Below are 22,263 nucleotides of genomic sequence, written 5' to 3'. Positions count from 1 at the left end.
CCCTCCCGCCGCAGCGGGGATGGCCGTCAGCCGCGCGCCGCGTGCAACGCCTGCGCCAGTTGCGTGTAGGCCGCCTGCTGATCCGCCGGCAAGCCCAGACTGCCGAGCGCAGGCCAGGCCTGGCGCTGCACCACCTCGGTCTGCACCTCGACCAAGCGCTGCGCATCGCCCAGGCGCGGCAGCACCGGGCCGGCAAACAGCACCCGCCCGGCCTGGGCCACCAGCAGCGTCGGAAAGGTCTCGATGTCGATGTCACCCAGCGCGTCGGCCTCGTCCTCGATGTCGATCCAGCGGTAACGGTGGGCCGGCAGCGCCTGCTGCAAGGCCTCGAACACCTGCGCGTACTCACGGCAGGTGCCGCACCAGTCGGCGCACAGACAGACGATATCGAGGGAGGGCGAATCAAGCATGGTGGCCCGATTGTCTCAAACCCGGCGCTGTCACACTCTGACGGGCATCCGCCGCCATAATCGAACCCCTTCAACCCCGGACCCAGGAGCCCCAACCATGCCGGTGATCGTGGTGGCCAACCCCAAGGGCGGCGTCGGCAAGTCCACGCTGTCGAGCAACATCGCGGGCTACTTCGCCCGCCAGGGGCACAGCGTCATGCTGGGCGACATCGATCGCCAGCAGTCATCGCGCCTGTGGCTGCAGCTACGCCCCGACACGCTGCCGGCCATCCAGAGCTGGGACCTGGACCGCGACGACATCGTGCGCCCCCCGAAGGGCACCACCCACGTCGTGCTCGACACCCCGGCGGGCCTGCACGGCAAACGCCTGCAAGCGGTCATGAAGCTGGCCGACCACATCATCGTGCCACTGCAGGCCAGCGTGTTCGACATCTACGCCACGCAGGACTTCCTGAGCGAGCTGCACCGGCACAAGCGCTCCGAGAAGGTGAAACTGGGCGTGGTGGCCAACCGCGTCAAGGACCACACCAAGGCGGCCGAGCACCTGCAGACCTTTCTGCGCTCACTCGACATCCCGTGGCTGGCGCAGCTGCGCGACACGCAGAACTACACCCATCTGGCCGCGCACGGCCTGAGCCTGTGGGACGTGCCGCCGCACAAAGTCGATAGGGATCTGGCGCAGTGGCGCCCTATCCTCGACTGGCTGGCCCGCTGAGCGGGCGCGAGCCACACGGACGCACCAAAGCCCGGCGCCTCCAACGAGGATCCGGGCCATCTCAAGGCAGTCAACGGGGCGCGAACCAGGTTCGCATCCGGAGTCGGCAGCGGCGCGCGACCCCGGTCAGGCACATCAGTGGCGGCGGGGAGGCGGCGTGTAGCCGGTGCGCTCGATGTGACGGAAGGTGATGCGACCCTTGGTCAGGTCGTAAGGCGACAGCTCCAGCGACACCTTGTCACCCGCCAGGATGCGGATGTGGTGCTTCTTCATCTTGCCGGAGGTGTAGGCAATCAGCTGGTGCCCGTTTTCGAGCGTGACGCGGAAACGCGAGTCCGGCAGGACTTCGTTCACGACGCCGTTCATTTCAATCAGTTCTTCCTTGGCCATGGGCCGATCTCCAATAGGTCTTGACGGTGATGTGGCGGCCGCCCGTACACACAGGGGGCACAGGTGGGGCGCCTGCCCGGGACAAAGACCATGATCGGTCGCGCTCTGGGGCGCTGCGTCCTGGGTGTTGAAAGCTCTGCCATCCGATCGCAGTCACTGCGCAAGGCCTGTCATGGCAAGACCTTGTAGCCGAATAGGCAACTGACCATAATACCACGCCTGTCCATCAGACGTGTGAACGATGCCACGGCGGCCTGCTCACCACGTTTCTGTGCGGCCTTGAAAATAAAAAAGACACGACGCTCAAAACCGTGTATCTTTCGTCTTTGTAGGTATACCAAGACCGTCGTTACTGAGGTCTGTTGTTTGTCCCCTGCCTCCCGGCAGGTTGGTTCGAATTTCCACCCAAGTGATCTTCTTGCGTGTCTCTGCAACGTCCCAGCATGTGGCTGTGGGCGTTTATCCATCACTTGTTAATTAAGGAAATTCCATGTCCACCACCAACCAAACCGGCACCGTCAAGTGGTTCAACGAAGGCAAGGGCTTCGGCTTCATCGCTCAAGACAACGGCGGCAATGACCTGTTCGCCCACTTCAGCGAAATCCGTTCTTCGGGCTTCAAGACCCTGCAAGAAAACCAACGCGTTGAATTCGACATCACCCAAGGCCAGAAGGGCCTGCAAGCGTCGAACATCCGCCCGCTGTAATCCAGTCGGCTGAGTTTCACGCTCGGACAAACGCGGCTTCGGCCGCGTTTTTTTTCGTCCGTGTTTTGTCCGTGTGGCACAGTCCCCGGATGTCGTCCTTTGCCACCTCCCCTGAGCACGCCCCCCATTCGGCCCGCCAGGACATCCGCACCATCGGCCTGATCGGCCTGGGTCACTGCACCTCCCACTTCCACCACATGCTGCTGCCGCCGCTGTTCCCGGTGTTCATCCGGGAGTTCGGCTTCAGCTATGCAGAGCTCGGCCTGCTGCTGACGGTGTTCTTCGTGATCTCCGGGGTGGGACAGGCCCTGGCCGGTTTCGTGGTCGATCGCCACGGCGCCCGCCCGGTGCTGTACGGCGCGATGGTCTGCTACGTGGCGGCCTCGCTGGCCACCGCCACCGCGCAGGGCTACGCGGGCCTGATGCTGGCCGCCGCGCTGGCCGGGTTGGGCAACGCGCCCATGCACCCGGCCAACTTCACCATCCTCAACCGCCGCGTGTCCACCCCGCGCCTGGGGCATGCTTTCTCGGCGCACGGGCTCAGCGGCAACCTGGGCTGGGGCCTGGCGCCGGTCTTCCTGATCGGGCTGACCACGCTGACGGGCAACTGGCGCATCGCCGCGCTGTGCGCCGCCTTGCTGGGTGCGAGCGTGCTGGCGCTGATGCTGTGGCGCCGTGCGGACCTGGACGACCACCATGCCACCCACCGCGCCCAAGTGCAGGCGCAGGCGGCCAGCGGCTCGGCCGAGCACGCGCTGGCCTTCCTGAAACTGCCGGCCGTGTGGCTGTGTTTCTCCTTCTTCCTGTGGACCGCCGCCGCCCTGGGCGCCATCCAGAGCTTTGCCAGCCCCGCACTCAACCTGATGTACGGTCTCAAAGACACCACGACAGCCTTCGTCGTGACCGGCTACATGCTGTGCGGTGCCGTGGGCATGTTCATCGGCGGCTTCCTGGTCAACCGCGTGGCCCGGCTGGAGCGCACCATCGGCGTGTCCATCGGGGTGTCGGTGTGCATGCTGCTGCTGAGTGCCTCGGGGCAGTTGCCGCCTTGGCTGGCGGCGCTCAGCGTGGTGCTGGCCGGTTTCGGCACGGGCCTGGCCAACCCTTCGCGCGACATGCTGATCAAGCGCGCCGCGCCGCCCGGCGCCACGGGCCGCGTCTACGGCACGGTCTACGCGGGCCTGGACACCGGCCTGGCCTTGGCCGCCCCGGCTTTTGGCCTGATGATGGACCACCGCATGCCCGCTGCCGTGTTCGCGGGCGCCGCACTCACGCTGGCCCTAGGCGTGGCCTCCGCGGCCATCGTGGGTCAGCGCGTCGCCGCACGAGCCTGAGCCGAGCGGCTCGGCGGGACCGCACCACCCAGGGCGGCCCCATCTGGGCACGGGTGACCGCCAAACTCAATGCGGCTTGCGAGGCTTTTGAAACGCCTCAGGCTTGTAGACATTGCCCTCGCGCACGACCTCGGCCGCCCGGCTGGCGCGTCGCGCTCGCTCAATCGCCGCCGCCGTGGCCTGACGGGCCTGCTCGGCCTGTGCAGCTTCGGCCTGGCGCGCTGCCCGCCCTCGGAACAGGCGCCTCATCGCAGCAGAAGTGAGCACCCACTGTCGCCGCAGAGTCTGATCCAGATGGGTACGACGCGACACCGGCAGAAGCAAACGCCCCAACATCAAGGCGCACACGAGCGCCACCAGCACGGCCAGAACCTGTTCCCCTGACATCTCACCCTCGCCTTCTCCGCGCCGAAATGGGCGCGCCTCAATATAGTCCAGGCAGCTGGGCTATGCTTGTCAACATGACACTCCTGATTCGCTGGCTCCTGCTGGCCTGCGCCCTCGTACTGCTCACGCAGTGGGATCTGGGCGTGCAGGTCGACAGCTTCGGCGCGGCCATGTGGGCCGCCCTGGTCATCGGCTTGCTCAACGCCTTTGTGCGCCCGCTGCTGATCCTGCTGACCCTGCCCGTCACGCTGCTGACGCTGGGCCTGTTCCTGTTCGTGATCAACGCGCTGACCTTCCAGATGGCCTCCGGCCTGCTGGACGGCTTTCACGTGACCGGGTTCTGGCAGGCCCTGCTGGGCTCCGTCCTCTACAGTCTGTTCGGCCTGGTCATCGACACGGCACTGCAGCGCATGTTGGGGCGTCCGCCGCTGGGTTGACGCTTGCCGCCTCGGGGCTTGGCGGCACCGTCACCGTGGCATCCACCCGGCCCAGGGGCATCCGCACGGCGCGTCAGCGCCGTGCTCAGAGGGGCGTGGCCCGCAGGCGCACCCCGGCCAGGGCATGCGCCACGGTCGCGGCACGCACCGCCGCGCGGTCGCCCGGCAGGTGCAGCAACTCGGTGTGCACGATGCCCCGGCGCAACGCCCAGGCCAGCCACACCGTGCCCACCGGCTTCTCGGCCGAACCCCCTGTGGGACCGGCCACCCCGGTCACCGCCACCGCAATGTCGGCACGCGAGTGCGCCAAGGCCCCCTCGGCCATCGCCCGCGCCACCGCCTCGCTGACCGCGCCATGCTGGGCGATCAAGGCCGCGTCCACCCCCAGCATCTCGGTCTTGGCCTCGTTGCTGTAGGTCACGAAGCCGCGCTCGAACCAGTCGCTGGAGCCGCTCAGTGCAGTACAGCTCGCGGCGATCAGACCACCAGTGCAGGACTCGGCCGTGGCCAGTCGCCAGTGGTGGGCCTTCAGGCGCTCAGCCAGGGCCAGCACCTCACTCGACACGTTCAAGCTCTCGCTCATCGCTGCATCCTTTCCAGGCCCACCGGCCGCTCACCACAGCACACATCACCGCACACCCACCTCGCGTCACGCGAACAGGGTCGCCAACACCCCACGGTCTCGCACCGCCACGCCCAGGGCGAGCACGAGCAAGGCGCAAGCGGCCGCCACCAAGTCGTCGAACATGATGCCCAGGCCCTGACGCCAACCAATGGGCTGGCCCGGCACGGCCTTGAACAAGGCATCGGCCCAGGCTACCGGCCCGGGCTTGGCCGCATCGAAAAACCGGAAGGCCACGAACGCCCCCAGCTGGCCCAGCCAGCCCACCGGGCCGATCAGCCACAGCATCAGCCAGAAGGCCCAGATCTCGTCCCACACGATGGCACCCGGATCGCTGATGCGCAAGTGCTGCGCGGTACGCGTGCAGGCCCAGCAACCCAGCGGCCAGCCGATCAGCAGGATGACGGCCCAGATCAGGTCGGCGTGCGGCAGGCCGCTCAGTGCCATCTGCAGGGCGACAAAGCTGAGCCAGGCCCACAGCGTGCCGACCGTACCGGGCGCGATGGGGCTGAGTCCGCTGCCGGCGCCCAGCGCGATGAAGTGAGCCGGACGGCTGAGCAAGATGCCCACCGTGGGCCGACGCGGTGCCTCGCTCATGCTCATGCGCCCCCCTTGAAGTGGTCGAACGAGCTCCAGCGGTTGGGCACGGCCTGGCGCGTGGCACGGTCGCCACCAGCCTCAAGGGGACCGCGCCACAGGCGCAAGCCCGGCTCGGCGTCGATCTGACCCATGCGACTGAGCACCAGGCCCAGCTCGGCGCCCAGTTGCGCCACGCGTTCACGCTGCCCGTGCGGGGCGGTGAAGAGCAGTTCGTAGTCGTCGCCGCCGGCGAGGATGCAATTCAGCCGTTCATCGGGCGACCGCGTGGCCAGCCAGGGGCTGACGGGCAAGTCATCCAGACACAGCGAAGCGCCCACCCGGCTGCGCCGCAGCACATGGCCCAGGTCGCCCAACAGCCCGTCAGACACGTCGATGGCCGAGGTGGCCAGGCCGCGCAGGCCCACGCCCAGCGCCACGCGCGGATCGGGGCGCTCCATGGCTAGGCGGGTGGCCTCGAACGCGTCGGTGCCCAAACCCGGATGCAGGCTGCCGCGAAAGGCCTCCAGCGCCAGACGCGCCTCGCCCGGAAAGCCACTCACCCACAGGTCGTCGCCCACCTGGGCGCCACTGCGCAGCAAGGCCTGACCGGCGGGCACCTCGCCCATCACGGTGATGCCGATGGCCAAGGGACCGGCCGTGGTGTCGCCACCGATCAGCTCGCAGTCGTGTTCGTCGGCCAGGTCCAGCAGGCCTTTGGCGAAACCTTTCAACCAGGCCTCGTCCACGCGGGGCAAGGTCAGGGCCAGCGTGAAGGCCAGCGGCGCGGCGCCACAGGCGGCCAGATCGGACAGGTTGACGGCCAGCGCCTTGTGACCCAGGCGGGCCGGGCTGACCGTGGACAGAAAGTGGCGCCCCTCGACCAGCGTGTCGGTGGACACGGCCAGTTGCATCCCCGGCGCCGGTGCGATCACCGCGCAGTCGTCGCCATTGCCCACCACCGCGCGGTGCGGGCCCTGGCCCGGTCGGCGCCAGAAGAAGGTTTCGATCAGATCAAATTCACCCAGGCTCATGGGTGCATTGTCGGGGAAGACAGCCCCGCCGTCAGGCTTCAGGCGGTCAGAAAGACCCTGCCCACGACAACTGCCCGCCACGGGCGTGTGCACCGTTGTCCAGTCGGTCGGTCACGACGGAAGCACTCAGCCCTTTCCAATCGACCCCGAGTTGCAAGGCACCGGCGAACGGCTCCACGGCCACACGCCAGCCAAGCGCGCCGGGACTCTGCCACCCCAGCCAACCTTGCCAAAGCCCGACGCGGTTCTTGACCCTCACGGACCACAGCCCTTCCGGCCGCAGCCACTCCGCCCGCACCTGGGTGGACACAGGAATCCGCTCGACCAGGGTGCGAAGGGTGTACCGCCCTGTGATGCGTGCGTCACCCAGATTGGCCACCTCGCTGCGCAGGACGGCGTCATCGCCATTGATGCCATGCCATCGCAGGCGCGACCACAGGTCATCAACCCGCAGGCTCACCCGATCGGGTACCCAGGGCGACATCCCGGCATCGTTAGCGGCCTTGTCCCACGCCAATCCGACAGACAAGGCCTGACCCACGCCCTCCGCCTTTGGCGGCTTCGTGAACAGTGCATGGGTCTTGGAGTGATCGTCTCGCAGGGTGCCAGCGTAGCTGTACGTATCGTTCGCGTTGTAAGTCACCTGCCCGGCACTGCGTAAGGAACGCAGGCGCTGCAAGCCCAGTTGGTCGAACGAGACGTCCAGCTTGAAACCGCCCCAGTCCATCAAGGGAGCATGAACCGCCACCCCTTGACCGGTCCAATACAAGATGTCGGAGCTGGCATCCAAGGTCACCGGCGCATCGGGGTCGGTGTGGCTCTGATAGTGATACAAAGCTTGCGCACCCTGGCCTGACAGACGGGCACTGCCATCGACGCGCGCCACAGCGCCCACACGCCAGGCGCTCCCATCCGCTTGTCGTCCCCAAGGCAGCTGCACACCGGCCTCGGCACGCGCAGTCACGTAAGCGCGTTGCTCACCCTCGCGTCGCTCATAGCCCTTGGCCCATCGGCCATCCAGATCCAGCACGGGCGTGCCGTTGGACCAGGCCTCCGCCGAGGCATCGGCATAGGCGCCCCAACCTGCGAGTGGGGATGCATCCTGCGCGAGCGCCGCAGCACCCCACAGCGACGCGCAGGCCATCAGCACTGGAAAAGCAACTTGAAATCTCGCCATGACGGGATGAAAGAAAAAGCCAAAAAAAAGCCCCCCGTGAGGGGGGCAAGCGTTTCAGATCCAAGCGGAATCAGAACTGCTCATACGTCTGGTCGTTGTACACCAGACGACTCGAAGCCCTGTCGTAGACGCCCAGCAGCGTTGCGCCCTTCTTGACGTCCACCGAGGTGTCTGTGGGAGTGACCACGAAACCAATCCCATTTGGGGTTTCCAAGGACAAACGATCGTTGGCTGGTGTCATATCGCTACGCACCAAGTTCACCAAGAAGGTGTTGCTTCCCTGTGTATAGCGCCCTGCCACAGTGAAATCACCTGCGACCGTGGCCGATTGCTTGGCCGTGAGGTTGATCGTCAGCGTGTTGGTGCCGGTGGTCACCAAAGAGCCAATCAGCGTCGCATCCCAGTCCAGACCCGTAACGGTCGGCATGACGAGAGTAAGGTTGCCATCAAACAGCTTGGCGATACCCCCCATGTCGGTCAGGTAGCCAGTCAGCGTGCCATTTTTTGGCCGGGCTGTCGCCTGATCAAAATTCGTCAACACCAAAGTGCCGCCAATCTTGTAGCCGCTCTCGAGCTGCGCCTCCAGAATCAGGTTGACCTTGATCGGCTGAGTCGGCCCAACAACAAGCGCTTCCTCAATGTAGCTGCCCTGGGCGAGGCTGATGCGCGACTGAATGTTGGTGTTGTTGTAAACCCTGACATCGCCATTGAGGTTGTAAAGCGTAGACGTCGCGCCAGTCGTTTCGCTCAGCGCAATCGACACCTGCTGATGTGTTCCCAGGGCCACGACCTCGTCACCCGAGCCGCCATAGATGAACTCATAGCCGGGGGCAAGGTCACCCGTCACCGACAGCGCAGCCCCAGAATTGACCGCCAAGACCTTGGCGCCGCTCAACGGGGTTTCCGTACCGTATTCGGGCGGGGTTGCCGGTGCGGCAACGATCGGGGCGCGTGCCAGGATCGACTTGATGGTGAATTGGCCGTTCACACCCTCGGTCAGGCCGATGCGGTGATAAACCGCGAACGGCTGCCAAACTTGGGAAATTTGGGCGTACCCCACGCGTTGAAGCACGCGACAGCCAAGGTGGATCGTGCGCCCCCCTGCAGGCGTCGCAAAAGTGGCGTCGGTGAAGTACTTACAACCAGAGGCCAGTTGCCCGTAGCCGTTGTCATACCCCGCACCAACGTTGAGTGGAAACGCAGCAGTTGCTCCGTCTTGGTAAGCCGTGATGGCTTCGGAGATGGCCGTCAGCACCGACATCGTCCCACCGTCCAAAGGCTCGGCAACGCCATAGCTGGCGTCTTCGATCGCCTTGATGCGACTCGCCAGCGAGGTGGCATCGCCTTGATTCGACAGGGCTGTTGCAGTGGCACGTACGCTGCTGATCAAGGCTTTGGCTTCCTGGATGGCCGTTTGCGTGCCCGTCGCAACGTAGGTGACCAGCGCAACAGGCAAAATCGCCGCAGTGTTGACCGTCGTTGATGCATCCGCCTTGGCGGCCGTCAATGCCGTATTGAGTGAATCGGTCACGCCCTGGGACGACGTGCCTTGGCTCGCCAAATAGGCGGTCACGCACGACACACTGGTCAAAACCGCTGCAGGGGTCGGATTGGCCCCAGTGCCTGTACACGAACCCACGCCAGACTTGGCCAGCTCCGACACTGCCGCCAGCGTCACCGCAGCAGCATTAGCGGCCACGGTCTCGCCCCCATCTTGGACAAACGATGGCGCTGCGGTCAGAATCGGCATGCCGGCAAAGGTCGCCACGGTGTTATTGGACGCTGCCACCACGTCAGGGATCAAACCACCATTGCGCTCGGCCAACGCCACCGCCATATGGGTGAAAGGCGTGATCTGCGCACTGGTTTCAGATCCTTCAAGTTTGACGGCCGTGCGCAATTTGAAATCACTGTTACCCGGCAGGGTCACGACCACATCCGTTGCTTCATCGAGCATCGTGGTCGAACCATCTGCTTTGGGCGTCACTTCCAGCAGCACCAAAGCGCCAGAAAGCAGACCCGTCAGGGTGTAGCGACCGTTGGCATCGGTCGTGGTGCTGCCCAGGGCAGCGCCCTTGGCGCCATTGATCACCGCGTAGGCCGTCACCACCGCATTGCGCAGCAAGCCCTTGGACGCCACACCCGCCACAGACACCGTGGACGGCGCGCCGCCGCCACTGCTGCTGGAACCACCACCGCCACCACCACAGGCGGCCAAGGCCAACAAGGCCGCCATCGACAGGGCGGTGCGACTGCGCGCCCAAACGCTCATGCTTGTCATCAACTTCTCTCCCTAATAAGGCGCCCTTCGGCGCTGAATACCCGGCCAAGGCTCAAACGGATCGTCCGAATCCCCCAGTGCGAGCTAATGTTTCAATTTATACACCCACCTTTACATAGGTTTACATGCACCTTCTCACGCACTCGACACCTCTTAGGGGGGATGTGCAGCGCCCTCCGCCTCTGATAAGCCGCCACTTGTCTACCCCAGCTCCACACCACATCCTCGGGATGTTCCTAAAATGTGAGACTGCCGACACATCCGCCGGCCTTTCAAGGTGAACCAAAACATGACGACCCCTGAGCAAAAACGCGCTGAACTCAAAAAGGCAGCGCTGGAGTACCACGAGTTCCCTACCCCCGGCAAACTCGCCATCAGCGCCACCAAGCAACTCACCAACCAGCGCGACCTGGCGCTGGCCTACTCGCCCGGCGTCGCAGCGCCCTGCGAAGAAATCGTCGAGAACCCGGCGACGGCCTTCAAGTACACCTCACGCGGCAACCTGGTCGCGGTGATCACCAACGGCACCGCCGTGCTGGGTCTGGGCGACATCGGTCCGCTGGCCGCCAAGCCGGTGATGGAAGGCAAGGCCGTCCTGTTCAAGAAGTTCTCCGACATCGATGTGTTCGACATCGAAATCGACGAGAAGGACCCGGAAAAGCTGGTCGAGATCATCGCCTCGCTGGAGCCCACCTTCGGCGGTATCAACCTCGAAGACATCAAGGCGCCGGACTGCTTCTACATCGAGCGCAAGCTGCGCGAACGCATGAAGATCCCGGTCTTCCACGACGACCAACATGGCACTGCCATCGTCGTGGGCGCCGCCATGCTCAATGGCCTGCAGGTGGCCGGCAAGGACATCAAACAGGTCAAACTGGTCGCCTCGGGCGCAGGCGCCGCTGCGCTGGCCTGCCTGGGCCTGCTGGTCAAGCTGGGCTTCCCGCGTGAAAACATCTGGGTCACCGACCTGGCAGGCGTGGTCTACGAAGGCCGCACCGAGTTGATGGACGAGGACAAGGCCTTCTTCGCCCAGAAGACCGATCTGCGCAAGCTCTCCGAGGTGATCGAGGGTGCCGACATCTTCCTGGGCCTGTCCGCTGGCGGCGTGCTCAAGCAGGACATGGTGGCCAAGATGGCCCCCAACCCGATCATCTTTGCCCTGGCCAACCCGAATCCGGAAATCACCCCCGAAGACGTGAAGGCCGTGCGCGATGACGCCATCATGGCCACTGGGCGCTCGGACTACCCCAACCAGGTCAACAACGTCCTGTGCTTCCCCTACATCTTCCGCGGCGCCCTGGACTCGGGCGCGACGACCATCACCGATGAGATGGAAATTGCCGCGGTGCGGGCCATCGCCGAGCTGGCGCGCGCCGAGCAGAGCGACGTGGTGGCGGCGGCCTACTCGGGCGAGTCGCTGAGCTTCGGTCCGGAATACCTGATTCCGAAGCCTTTCGATCCGCGCCTGATGATGAAGATCGCGCCGGCCGTGGCCAAGGCTGCCGCGGAATCCGGCGTGGCCTCGCGCCCGGTGACCGACTTCGTGGCCTATGGCGAAAAGCTGCAGAGCTTCGTCTACGCCTCGGGCACCATCATGAAGCCGATCTTCAGCGTGGCCAAGCGCGCCAAGGCCAAGCGCATTGCCTATGCCGAGGGCGAGAACGAAGGCGTGCTGCGCGCCGCCCAGATTGTGGTGGACGAGAACATTGCCCGACCGACCCTGGTCGGGCGCCCCGAGATCATTGCCCAGCGCATTGAGCAGTTCGGCCTGCGCATGAAGGCCGGCGTGGACTACGACGCCGTCAGCGTCGAGAACGACCCGCGCTACCGCGAGTACTGGCAGACCTACCACCGCCTGACCGAGCGCAAGGGCGTGACCGCGCAGATGGCCAAGATCGAGATGCGCCGCCGCCTGACGCTGATCAGCTCGATGCTGCTGCACAAGGGTGAGGTCGATGGCCTGATCTGCGGCACCTGGGGCCAGACCAGCATGCACCTGTACTACATCGACCAGGTGATCGGCAAGCGCGAGGGCGTCAAGACCTACGCGGCGATGACCGGCCTGATCCTGCCGGGCCGCACCGTCAACATCCTGGACACGCACATCAACTACGACCCCACGGCCGAGCAACTGGCCGAGATCACGGTGATGGCGGCCGAGGAGATGATGCGTTTCGGCCAGCGTCCGAAGGCGGCGTTGCTGTCGCACTCGAACTTCGGCTCGAGCAACGAGCCCTCGGCGGTGAAGATGCGCCAGGCCCTGGCGCTGATCCAGCAGCAGGCCCCCTGGCTGGAGATCGACGGCGAGATGCACGGCGACACGGCACTGGACGAGGACTATCGCCAAAAGCTGATGCCACGCAGCACCCTGAGCGGGGAGGCCAACCTGCTGGTGTGCCCGAACGTGGACGCGGCCAACATCGCCTACAACCTGCTCAAGGTTGCAGCCGGTAACAACATCGCGTTGGGCCCGGTCTTGCTGGGTGCGGCCAAGCCGGTGTGCATCCTCACGCCGTCGGCCACCGTGCGCCGCATCGTCAACATGACCGCCATGACGGTGGCCGACGCCAACGCCACGCGCTGAGCCCGCGCCATGACGTGAAAAACAGCTTGGGCTTATAGCACAGGCTGTCAACCCCCCGTCAAAAGGCCCCGGTTGCCCGCTTTTCAGGGGCCCGGGGCCTTGAGCTTTTGGGGGGTTTTCGATAGCATGGGGTCTTTCACGTAGAGCTGTTGTGCTGAGTGCAAAACCCTTCACGACCCGGCTGTCAGGCCCCGCCCGGCTGACATCGCGGTCTGCGGCTTTCCTGGCTGGACTGGTACTGGGTGTCGCCGCCCACTGGATGCCCCTGGAGGCCCAGGCGCGACGCTCCGCCCCAACCGACGCGATCGCCGTTGAAGCGGTGGTGCCCTTGTCGAGCCTGCCGGTTCAAGCGCAAGCTGTACACCAACGCATTCTGGCTGGCGGCCCCTTTCGCTACGCCAAGGACGGCGCGGTGTTCGGCAACCGCGAACGCCATCTGCCCCGCCAGCCGCGCGGCCACTACCGTGAATACACCGTGCCCACCCCAGGTGCACGCGACCGCGGCGCGCGGCGCATCGTCTGTGGTGGTAAAGAAATGCGTCAACCTGAAACTTGTTTCTATACCGGGGATCACTACAACAGCTTCCAACGCATCGACCCCCGGCACTGACCCACCCGGTCACCCTCCGCTCTTTTTTCTTTGACCCTCAACTTTGCCTCCCGGCCCCTTGAGCCTTGCTCCTGGCGCTGAAGGCCCCAAGCGATCATGTTGTTGCAATCCGTTCGACCCAACATCGTTCAAGCCATCCGCGCCTTTCGCCCGGAAGAACTGCAACAGGCAGCCCACGCGGTTGGCCATCACTTTCTGTACACCAACCTGAGCGCCGCTCAGGACAAACAGGACGTGCTGGACATCATTGCTCGCGACTTCCTGTTCCCGGATCACTTTGGCAAGAACCTGGACGCCCTGTACGACTGCATGACCGACCTCGTCCACAAGTCGGGCCCGCAGCCCGGCTTCGTCGTCGTGCTCGAACTCATCCCCGGCGACACGGCTTGCGATCGCGAAACCCGTGAACAGCTGCTCGACGCCTTCCGTGACGCCGCCGACTTCTGGAGCGAGCGCAAGATCCCCTTCCGCGTGTTCTATTCCATGGCCGTCTCCGGCAAGGAATCGGCCAGCAACTGGGACAAGGCCGACGTGGCGCAAAACGACCCCAACGTGAAGCCCGTGAAGGTCTCCAAGAACGCCACGCCGACCATCGTGATGAACCTGCCGCCGATGAGCAGCGTGTTCGACACCGCCGCTCTGTTGAGCGCGGCCTGATCACGAACGGGTAAGCGGGTCACCGCCAAGACGGTGGCCAACAGGTCTCGCGCCAGCGGCACGCTCTCATGACAAAGGGCCCCTCCTCACGGATGGGGCCCTTTGCTTTGGGCAGCTCAGCCGCCGACGCGGCCGATCAGGGCAGATCTGGCGACATTCCCGGCGCCGAGGCCACCCGAGGGCCGATGGTCTCGCCCAGGCGCCGCTTGAGGGACAGCGGCTGCCCGTTCAGCACATGGGCGTAGACGGTGGCGTTGGCCAGCACCTTCTTGACGTAGTCGCGGGTTTCGGCAAACGGCACGTTCTCGGCCCAGGCCGCGGCCTCGACCGTGCTGCCCTCGCGCCAACGGCGCGGCCGGCTGGGCCCGGCGTTGTAGGCAGCAGCGGCCATGGCCTGCGTGCCCTGGAAATCGTCCAGCACCAGCTTGAGGTAACCCGCACCGATGCGCAGGTTGGTCGTGCGCTCGGTGAGCAACTCCGGGCTGTAGGGGATGTCGAGCTTGCGGGCTGTCCAGGCGGCCGTGGCCGGCATCACCTGCATCAGGCCCGAGGCCCCCACCGACGAGCGGGCCGCGACGATGAATCGGGACTCCTGGCGGATCAGGCCGTACATGTAGGCCGGGTCCAACCCCACTTCGGCCGCGGCGGCCAGCACCTCGTCATGGAAGGGCGTGGGGTAGCGCTGAGCCAGGTGCACCACCTGGCGGGTGCGCTCGCTGGTGTTGATGCAGCGGTCCCAGATTTCTCGGCGGCAGGCCACCTCGGCCACAGCCAGCAACTCGCGGTCGCTCAGGCCGCCCGGCTTGGTGCGGGCCAGGGTGAAGTTCCACTCCCGCACGGCGTCCGAGCGCCAACCCAGCGCCAGCAGGCGCAAGGCACGGTCGATGCCCGGCTCCGCCTCGGCGCGCGCCAGCTCGGCCTCGCTGAGTGGCGCCGGAGCCAGCGGCGCTGCCGGCGGCCGCCCCTGCAGCGCTTCGGCGGCCAGCTGGCCGTAGAAGGTCAGCGGGTCGGCCACCTGGATCAGCAACTCACGCGCCTGCTGACGCAAGGCGCTCGCTTGCGGCGCCGATGACACGGCCCGGGCTTGCAACGCCCGCGCCTGCCAGTACAACCAGGCGGGGTCGCGACGCTGCTCGGGGGGCATGGCCGACACAGCTTGCTCGACGAGGACCCAGCGTGAGGACTCGCCCGCGGTGGCGGCGCGGATGGCGCTGCGCACCATCCAGCCCAAGGTCTCGTCCGACCAGGCAGACGCTCCGGGAGAGAGCTCGCCAGCCCCTGCCGCGATGCCCAGGTCGGTCCAGGCACGGGCGTAGTAGCCGGGCGCCTCAGGCAGCAGGCGCCACGCGGCGGTGCGGCCCAGCTGCGACCAGGCCCAGGCCGCCTCTTCGGCGCGCCATTGCCAGCGCGCCCGCGTGGCCGAGTCAGCGATGGCCGTCGCGGCAGCGGCGTGGTCCACGCTCGCCCAGCGAATGAAGGCCAACAGGTTCAGCGGGCCCTCGGACTCGGGCGGAATGCTCAGAGGGATGGCGGCCAGCGTGGGCTTGGGCCCCGCCTTCTTGCGCAAGAGGCTGGTGGGCTTCTTCGCGGCCTTGGCCGTCGGTGAGGGGCCGATCGAGGCGCCCGGGGTCCCGGATGCCTCTGTGTCGACCGAGGCAATGGGGCCCGACAAGGCGCCCGGCTGCAGCACCGCCTGCGGCGCGGTCATCAGGCGCGCGGCCACCTGGGCCACAGCGTCGCCCAGGTGGCGGGCGGATTGCTGCACCGCCTTGGGCTTGTTGGTCTCGACCACCAGGCGCAGCTTGCGCCAGACGTCGTCGGGCGTGAGCACCCCGGCTTTGAGCAGGCCACTGGCCATGCGGTCACAGCCCTGGTCCGCGTCTTTCTGGTCCCACCAGGCCTGCTGGGCCTGGGCGCGCCAGGCGGCTGGCGGCTGCGTGGTCGGGCTCATCTGGTAACGCGCCCACAGCCCCAGGCAGGCCACCTCGCGGTCATCGGCCATGCGGAACTGCGGCTGGATGCGCAGGAAGGTTTCCCAGTCCTGGCGGCGCCCCAGCTCCAGCAACCAGTCGTTGCGGCCCCGGTCGGCCACATAGCTGTCCGGCCAGCGGGCCAGGAAGGCGTCCACCTCGGCCACGCTGATGGTGGGCAGGCGCAGCATCAGCGCCCAGTAGTCGGCCCAGGGCGCCAGGGGGTGCTGGGTGCGGATCAGTTGGTCGCGGGCGGACAGCAGCGCCACCGCATCGCGGGTGCGCCACGCCTCACGCGCGGCGACGATGGCGGTGTTGTCCAGGCCGGCGTCCGTGGGCTGGGCGAGGGCGGCAGAGGCCAGGGCGCCCCAGGCCAGGGCCATCGCCGCCAGCATCCGGGCGGCGGGGGCCGCATACTTGTGTGTGAATTTCAATGGAATGACCTTCTGTGATGACCTCACCCGACCCGACTCCCGATCGCCCGGCGCTGCGCCGCCGCCTGCTGGCCGCGCATCAAGCCTGGTGCGCCACACCGGCCGGCGAAGCCGCCCAGACGCAACTGGCACAGCGCTTGCTGGACGTGCTCGCCCAGCTGGAGCCCGATGGCCTGGGCGTGTACTGGCCCATGAAGGGGGAATTTAACCCAAGGACGCTGGCCTTGCGCGCCCAGGCGCAGTGGGATTGCCGCCTGGCCCTGCCATTTGCCCAACGAGAGCCGGTGGCCATGCACTTTCGCCCCTGGGATGGCGGAGAGCTGAGCACGGTGGACGAATGCGGCCTGCCCAGTCCGACCGGCAAACCGGTGGTGCCCGATGTGGTGCTGGTGCCCTGCGTGGGCTTCACGCCCGAAGGCTACCGCCTGGGCTATGGCGGCGGCTATTTCGACCGCTACCTGGCCGCCCACCCCGGTGTGACCGTGATCGGCGTGGCCTGGGAGCAGGCACGCCTGAGCGCAGCCGAGCTGGCACCGCAAGCGCATGACCTGCCGCTGATGGCCGTGGTCACCGAAGCGCAGGTGTGGACGCCGGACTGAGCTCAGTCCACGCGAAACGTGCCGCTCAGGCCCGTGTACGGCGTGAGCGCCCGTGTCCAGCCGCTCTTCCAATGCCCGTCGTGACGCAGCCGATAGCGGCCCGCGGGCGTGCCCACAGGGATACGCCACACCACGTCCACCACCGAATAGGCCAGCCCCTCGCGGCGCCACTGGTAGCTGGTTTCCCAGTCCCAGTCCTGGGCCACGGCCACCCACTGCCCGTCCTGCCAGCGCTCGACACGCAGGAAGCTGTCCTGGGTCTTCAGGTGGTTCTTGGGGTGCCCGCTGCGGAAACTCGCCTGGACGATCTGCCCGCGCTGGTAGGCCGGCGACACGTCGCGCAGGACCTGTCCAAAGCTCTCTTTCAAAGGCTTGTCATCGAAGACCACGCCCGGGCGGGTCAGGCGCAGTGCCGAGGTCCGGTCGCGCGGCGGCACACCCGGCGCCACCGCAGTTCCGCTGACCATGGCCTGCGTCAACTGGGCCACGGTCTGCTGCACGGCGCCCAGCGCCCACGGACCGAACTCGTTGGACGCGCCCTCGTAGTGCTGCAGCGCAAACTCTTCGCGGGTGGTCAGGTAACCGGCATAGCTGTTCGACAAACCCGCCACCACCACCGTGTCCACGCCCTTGGCCGCCAGTTGCTGACGCACCTGGGCGCGCAGTCGCTGGCCCACCATCGTGGTGGGCTCGAAAGGCACGCCGACGATGGCCAGCGGGCCCACCTGGATCACCTGGAAAGGCAGCACCGACGGCACCCAGTCCAAGGCACCGCTGGGCAGCAGCGTCGGCTTGGGGGACTGGCACGGATCGCTGGTGACCGAGGCGATCCCGTAGAAGACCGTCTGCACCAGCCCGCCCAAAGGGGAGGACGCAAACGACTGCAAGGCCGTGCCCACCGAGGTGTTAGCCGTGGTCATGCCTTCGGTGATGCCCGGGATGTTCGACGGCCCGTTTTCGCCGCCGGCCGCAAATGAGACGCCGCGCGCGGCCGTGCACAGCACCGCGCCGCCAGGCTGGCTGTAGGCCGGGGCCACAGCGAGGCCGGGCATCGTCACCCACTGGTGGCGCACGTCCACGACGCCGGGCAGGACGCGACCCGGGGTGGCGTACAGCTCCAGGGCCTTGTGGAGCTGACGCTGGCCTGCGGCTTCGGCGTTGGCGTACTCGTCGCTCGATCCCTCGTAGCCCGGCGCCGAGTACGCGTTGCCATCGGTGGGGACCACATCGCCCTCGTCGGCATTGGCAAAGGCCGCCACAAAGGTTTCGGCCGCAGCGTAGTTGGTGCCCTGGCGTCGCTCGAAGAACTGAGCGGCATAGCCCTTGTTGTCACCGCTGATGTGGGTGAACTTCAGGCTGAAGCTGGTCGGGTGGATGGCATACCAGTTCAGCATGCCAACCTCGCGCCCGTTGTCCTTGCGGAACTTGAGCACCGTCATGGTCTTGTTCGTGTCGTGGCTCAGCCCGGCGGCATCCGGATGGGCGCGGAACGCCGCCAAGGAACGGTTGCGCGTGGCCCCCAGCAGCGTGCCCTCCACCAGTTCGATGCGCCCGGGCGCCAGGTTGCGATGCGCCCGCTCCACCGCCGCAACGATGCCAGCCACCGCCGCCTCGAAGCTCTGGGGGTCGTAGCCAGCCCCGCTCTTGTCGGCCGCCGCCAGGATGTAGAGCGTGTGGTGCGCGTGCCCACCACTGCCCACGTGGGTGTGGGTGGCCGAGATCATCACGTTCTCGTGGCCGTAGAGCGCGCCATACCGGGCCTGCAGGCGCTGGATCACCGCCAACTTCAGCGACTCGTGGGCCGCGCCCAGGTCGACGTTCACGAACACCGCGCGCGGGCCGCCCTGGGCACCCTGCATGATGAAGGCCCGAGCGCGCAGGCGCTGGTGCAGGCCGTTGACCTCCTGCTGCGCGGCATAACCGAACATGCCGGTTTCGGCCGCCGGACCGGTGATGTCGTACACCCCCGTGCCGACCAAAAAATCGCCGGCCCAGGCCGGTGTGAACGCCAGCCCCATCAGGGCCACGCCCCACGCCGACAGCGGGCCGCACAGGCGACGAACAACAGGCTGGAAGAGGCGCATGACATCGGCTCCGGGGGAAGGACAGGTGCGCCATGTTCAAGCGTTGCCACGCCACCAACATCAGGACATACCCCGCGAAGCCGACGTGCGCCCCGCCGTTGCCAGCCTTTCCGGATCGATCCCGGGTCAAAGGGCGTCAAACCGCCGCCACGCCTCCCCACGACATGAAGGACCCGCGCCACCCAGCCCGCTGCAACAGGCGAAAAAAAGCCCCGCAGGGCGGGGCTTCGGGAGGCTCGCCACCACGTGGCGAGCGGAGGATCGTCCGATCAGGCTGCCAGACGCTGGGCCAGCTTGGCCTTGGTCGCTGGCATTTCGGCCGGCAGGTTGTGGGCCAGCTGGGTGAACAGCTCGTCGTGCAGTTGAAGCTCTTGCGTCCACGCGGCGGTGTCGATGCCGATGACGGACTGGAACTGGTCCTTGGTGAAGTTCAGGCCCTTCCAGTTGATGTCTTCGTAGGTGGGGCTGATGCCGAAGGCGTTTTCCACACCGTGGGCCTTGCCTTGCAGGCGACCCAGCATCCACTCCAGCACGCGCATGTTTTCGCTGTAGCCTGGCCAGACGAACTTGCCGTCGGCGCCCTTGCGGAACCAGTTCACGCAGTAGATCTTGGGCAGTTGGGCGCCGGAGGCGGCCAGCTTGTTGCCCAGGCTCAACCAGTGCTGGAAGTAGTCGCTCATGTTGTAGCCCATGAAGGGCAGCATGGCGAACGGATCGCGGCGGACCACGCCTTGCGCGCCAAAGGCGGCGGCGGTGGTTTCCGAACCCATGGTGGCGGCCATGTAGACACCTTCGGTCCAGTCACGGGCTTCCGTCACCAGCGGCACGGTCGTGGAGCGACGGCCGCCGAAGATGAAGGCATCGATCGGCACGCCAGCGGGGTTGTCCCACTCGGGGTCCAGCGCCGGGTTGTTGGTGGCCGACACAGTGAAGCGGGCGTTCGGATGGGCGGCCTTGGTGCCCTTTTCCTTCGCAATCGCCGGGGTCCAGTCGTTGCCTTGCCAGTCAACCAGGTGAGCGGGCAGCTCGTCGGTCATCGACTCCCACCACACGTCGCCGTCATCGGTCAGGGCCACGTTCGTGAAGATCACGTCGCGGTCGAGCGACTTCATGCAGTTGAAGTTGGTCAGCGTGTTGGTGCCGGGGGCGACGCCGAAGTAGCCGGCTTCGGGGTTGATGGCGTACAGCTTGCCATCGGCCGCGGGCTTGATCCAGGCGATGTCGTCACCGATGGTGGTGACCTTCCAGCCCTGGTAGCCCTCGGGCGGGATCAGCATCGAGAAGTTGGTCTTGCCACAGGCCGAGGGGAAGGCGGCGGCGACGTGGTACTTCTGACCTTCGGGGTTGGTCACGCCCAAGAGCAGCATGTGCTCGGCCAGCCAGCCCTGGTCACGGCCCATGGTGGAGGCGATGCGCAGGGCGAAGCACTTCTTGCCCAGCAGCGCGTTGCCGCCGTAGCCCGAGCCGTAGGACCAGATTTCGCGGGTCGTGGGGTAGTGGACGATGTACTTGGTGTCGGGGTTGCAAGGCCAGGCCACGTCTTGCTGACCGGCTTCCAGCGGGGCGCCCACGGTGTGGACGCAGGGCACGAACTCGCCCTCGGTGCCCAGCACGTCGATCACGCCCTTGCCCATGCGGGTCATGAGCTTCATGTTGACAGCCACGTAGGCGCTGTCCGACAGCTCGACGCCGATGTGGGCGATGTTGGAGCCCAGCGGGCCCATCGAGAAGGGGATCACGTACATCGTGCGGCCCTTCATCGAACCCTTGAACAGGGCGTCTTCACCGGTTTGCAGCTTGGCGCGCATCTCGGCGGGCTCACACCAGTTGTTGGTGGGGCCGGCGTCTTCCTTGCGGTCGGCGCAGATGAAGGTGCGGTCTTCCACGCGGGCCACGTCGGACGGGTGGGTCCATGCCAGATAGGAGTTGGGGCGCAGCTCAGGGTTGAGCTTCTTGAACGAACCGGCAGCCACGAGCTGGGCGCACAGGCGGTCGTACTCTTCGGTCGAACCGTCACACCAGACGATGTCCTTGGGCTGGGTCAGGGCGGCGATTTCGGCCACCCAGGCGATCAGCTTGGTATTTTTGACGTAGGCAGGTGCATTCACCTGTACTGCAGCAGTCATGACTCACTCCAGAAAATTAAAAAACAGGGTCTCGACAGCACTGCCCATCTCTGAACTTTTCACAATGCTCTCGACACCCCGCCTCTGCGAGCGGCCCCTTCATCGGGTGTGCACCCTCCAACTGGCAGGATGACCGCACTGAAGACGCAGCGGGAACCTTCCATTTTAATCGAGTCGCCCGCTTTTGACACCCCCCCGGCCTTGATCCTGACCAAGGACAGACCCCTACCCCCCGAGAAGAGCGTGCCCGGGCGTTCCGCTTTTTTTGTATCCTGACACGGTTGCCACCCCTCGGGGCGCCGCTCCGCTGCCTGCCGCCACCATGACCGCCTCTGCCCGTCGCACCTTCTTTTCCACGACCCTGCCCGGCCTGAGCCTGCTGGTGGCGCCCTCGGTCGGCCACGCTCAGGGACGGGTGCCCGCACGCGCCAACAGCCCGCGCATCGGCGCTGACCCGCTGCTGATCAGCACCGGGCTGACGGGGCGTTGGCAATCGTCCATGCGCCAGGACCTGGGCTGGACGGCGCGCTTCGAGGCCATGGCCACGCGCCAGGTGCTCAGCGACCTGGAGCAAGGCCGCATCGATGCGGGCCTCTTCCTGTCGCACCCGCGCGCCGAGGCGTTGGACAAGGACGGCCTGATCTACAACCGCCAGACGGTGGCACGCACCGACGTGCTGCTGCTGGGGCCGGAAAAGGACGTGGCCGGCATCCGCGGCGAGACCGATGCCCCCCGTGCGCTGCAGCAGGTGCTGGCCGCATGCCGGGCCGGTGTGGCCAGTTGGCACCCGCTGGAAACCGACTCCCCCCTGGAAACCCTGGCCCACCGGCTCAGCGGTGGTCAGCTGCGGGCCTTGTTGAGTCTCGCCGCCAGCGTCCAGACCGGGGCCCGCCTGCCCAGCTACCGGCTCATGACCCGGGCCCAGTGGCAGGCCACCCCGCCCCAGAGCGAACCCCGCAAGATCTGGCTGGCGGGCGGCCCGAACCTGATGCTGGAAGCCCAGATTGCCTGCGCATTCCGCTCGCGCCACCCGGGCGCCAAACTGCTGGTGAGCTGGCTGCAGTGGCCGCTGGCCCAAAAGGCGGTCCAGGCCAGCCGCCCGGCCTGGCAAGGCCCCAAGGGATGACGAT

General features: G+C 66.4%; 19 protein-coding genes and 1 pseudogene. 9 read left to right on the top strand and 11 right to left on the bottom strand.

Translation table 11 applies throughout. The features are described 5' to 3' along the window. Window positions 1-26: 26 nt before the first annotated feature. The gene (locus AC3WW4_RS01800) at window positions 27-410 is read right to left on the bottom strand and encodes a thioredoxin family protein (protein ID WP_488826680.1); all 384 of its coding nucleotides are present in this window, start codon (window positions 408-410) and stop codon (window positions 27-29) included. A gap of 97 nt (window positions 411-507) precedes the next feature. Here AC3WW4_RS01800 and AC3WW4_RS01795 point away from each other — a divergent pair, with 97 nt between their 5' ends. Beyond that, window positions 508-1,125, top strand: coding sequence for a ParA family protein (locus AC3WW4_RS01795; RefSeq protein WP_488826679.1), 618 nt, complete (start codon window positions 508-510; stop codon window positions 1,123-1,125). 135 nt (window positions 1,126-1,260) lie between these two features. On the opposite strand, the gene infA is transcribed toward AC3WW4_RS01795, so the two are convergent. Beyond that, a complete protein-coding gene (gene infA / locus AC3WW4_RS01790; protein WP_290731057.1) occupies window positions 1,261-1,515 on the bottom strand; it encodes a translation initiation factor IF-1 in 255 nt (84 codons plus the stop codon). Window positions 1,516-2,005: 490 nt separating this feature from the next. Here infA and AC3WW4_RS01785 point away from each other — a divergent pair, with 490 nt between their 5' ends. Together AC3WW4_RS01785 and AC3WW4_RS01780 are read left to right on the top strand one after the other, a co-directional pair. After that, window positions 2,006-2,221 carry a cold-shock protein gene (locus AC3WW4_RS01785; protein ID WP_488826678.1) on the top strand — a complete coding sequence of 72 codons (216 nt, stop codon included), beginning with the start codon at window positions 2,006-2,008 and terminating at the stop codon, window positions 2,219-2,221. Window positions 2,222-2,310: 89 nt separating this feature from the next. Continuing rightward, a complete protein-coding gene (locus AC3WW4_RS01780) occupies window positions 2,311-3,555 on the top strand; it encodes an MFS transporter (protein WP_488826677.1) in 1,245 nt (414 codons plus the stop codon). Window positions 3,556-3,621: 66 nt separating this feature from the next. On the opposite strand, the gene AC3WW4_RS01775 is transcribed toward AC3WW4_RS01780, so the two are convergent. Then, a complete protein-coding gene (locus AC3WW4_RS01775) occupies window positions 3,622-3,942 on the bottom strand; it encodes a hypothetical protein (RefSeq protein ID WP_488826676.1) in 321 nt (106 codons plus the stop codon). A gap of 74 nt (window positions 3,943-4,016) precedes the next feature. On the opposite strand from AC3WW4_RS01775, the gene AC3WW4_RS01770 reads away from it, so the two are divergent. Next, window positions 4,017-4,379 carry a phage holin family protein gene (locus AC3WW4_RS01770; RefSeq protein ID WP_488826675.1) on the top strand — a complete coding sequence of 121 codons (363 nt, stop codon included), beginning with the start codon at window positions 4,017-4,019 and terminating at the stop codon, window positions 4,377-4,379. Window positions 4,380-4,464: 85 nt separating this feature from the next. Here the strand turns inward: AC3WW4_RS01770 and AC3WW4_RS01765 are convergent, their stop codons facing one another. The 5 genes from AC3WW4_RS01765 to AC3WW4_RS01745 form a co-directional block, all read right to left on the bottom strand. After that, window positions 4,465-4,962, bottom strand: coding sequence for a CinA family protein (locus AC3WW4_RS01765; protein WP_488826674.1), 498 nt, complete (start codon window positions 4,960-4,962; stop codon window positions 4,465-4,467). Between the two features lie 66 nt (window positions 4,963-5,028). Continuing rightward, window positions 5,029-5,604, bottom strand: a complete 576-nt coding sequence (locus AC3WW4_RS01760; RefSeq protein ID WP_488826673.1) for a phosphatidylglycerophosphatase A family protein — start codon at window positions 5,602-5,604, stop codon at window positions 5,029-5,031. Then, window positions 5,601-6,605 carry a thiamine-phosphate kinase gene (gene thiL, locus AC3WW4_RS01755; protein WP_488829677.1) on the bottom strand — a complete coding sequence of 335 codons (1,005 nt, stop codon included), beginning with the start codon at window positions 6,603-6,605 and terminating at the stop codon, window positions 5,601-5,603. Before thiL ends, AC3WW4_RS01760 begins: the two co-directional genes overlap by 4 nt. Window positions 6,606-6,657: 52 nt before the next feature. Then, a complete protein-coding gene (locus AC3WW4_RS01750; RefSeq protein ID WP_488826672.1) occupies window positions 6,658-7,788 on the bottom strand; it encodes a hypothetical protein in 1,131 nt (376 codons plus the stop codon). Window positions 7,789-7,858: 70 nt separating this feature from the next. After that, window positions 7,859-10,069, bottom strand: coding sequence for an autotransporter outer membrane beta-barrel domain-containing protein (locus tag AC3WW4_RS01745; RefSeq protein ID WP_488826671.1), 2,211 nt, complete (start codon window positions 10,067-10,069; stop codon window positions 7,859-7,861). A gap of 289 nt (window positions 10,070-10,358) precedes the next feature. On the opposite strand from AC3WW4_RS01745, the gene AC3WW4_RS01740 reads away from it, so the two are divergent. The 3 genes and pseudogenes from AC3WW4_RS01740 to AC3WW4_RS01730 form a co-directional block, all read left to right on the top strand. After that, window positions 10,359-12,653 carry an NADP-dependent malic enzyme gene (locus tag AC3WW4_RS01740; protein ID WP_488826670.1) on the top strand — a complete coding sequence of 765 codons (2,295 nt, stop codon included), beginning with the start codon at window positions 10,359-10,361 and terminating at the stop codon, window positions 12,651-12,653. 259 nt (window positions 12,654-12,912) lie between these two features. Beyond that, window positions 12,913-13,263, top strand: a complete 351-nt coding sequence (locus AC3WW4_RS01735) for a guanyl-specific ribonuclease (RefSeq protein WP_488829676.1) — start codon at window positions 12,913-12,915, stop codon at window positions 13,261-13,263. A 96-nt stretch (window positions 13,264-13,359) separates the two neighbouring features. Then, window positions 13,360-13,746, top strand: a pseudogene (locus AC3WW4_RS01730) (barstar family protein); the annotation flags it as partial. Window positions 13,747-14,056: 310 nt separating this feature from the next. Here the strand turns inward: AC3WW4_RS01730 and AC3WW4_RS01725 are convergent. Continuing rightward, on the bottom strand, window positions 14,057-16,324 hold the full coding sequence (locus AC3WW4_RS01725; protein ID WP_488826669.1) for a lytic transglycosylase domain-containing protein: 2,268 nt from the start codon (window positions 16,322-16,324) through the stop codon (window positions 14,057-14,059). Between the two features lie 17 nt (window positions 16,325-16,341). On the opposite strand from AC3WW4_RS01725, the gene AC3WW4_RS01720 reads away from it, so the two are divergent. Beyond that, window positions 16,342-16,923, top strand: a complete 582-nt coding sequence (locus AC3WW4_RS01720) for a 5-formyltetrahydrofolate cyclo-ligase (RefSeq protein WP_488826668.1) — start codon at window positions 16,342-16,344, stop codon at window positions 16,921-16,923. A 2-nt stretch (window positions 16,924-16,925) separates the two neighbouring features. Here AC3WW4_RS01720 and AC3WW4_RS01715 read toward each other — a convergent pair whose 3' ends face one another. After that, the gene (locus tag AC3WW4_RS01715) at window positions 16,926-19,007 is read right to left on the bottom strand and encodes a neutral/alkaline non-lysosomal ceramidase N-terminal domain-containing protein (protein WP_488826667.1); all 2,082 of its coding nucleotides are present in this window, start codon (window positions 19,005-19,007) and stop codon (window positions 16,926-16,928) included. Between the two features lie 269 nt (window positions 19,008-19,276). After that, window positions 19,277-21,133, bottom strand: a complete 1,857-nt coding sequence (locus AC3WW4_RS01710; RefSeq protein ID WP_488826666.1) for a phosphoenolpyruvate carboxykinase (GTP) — start codon at window positions 21,131-21,133, stop codon at window positions 19,277-19,279. 322 nt (window positions 21,134-21,455) lie between these two features. On the opposite strand from AC3WW4_RS01710, the gene AC3WW4_RS01705 reads away from it, so the two are divergent. Then, window positions 21,456-22,259: a hypothetical protein gene (locus AC3WW4_RS01705; protein WP_488826665.1), complete on the top strand. Its 804-nt coding sequence runs from the start codon at window positions 21,456-21,458 to the stop codon at window positions 22,257-22,259. Window positions 22,260-22,263 lie beyond the last annotated feature (4 nt).

This window comes from Aquabacterium sp. TM01, assembly GCF_057808345.1.
The sequence above is the reverse complement of the archived record's forward strand: the minus strand, read 5'-3'. Positions and strand labels throughout refer to the sequence as shown.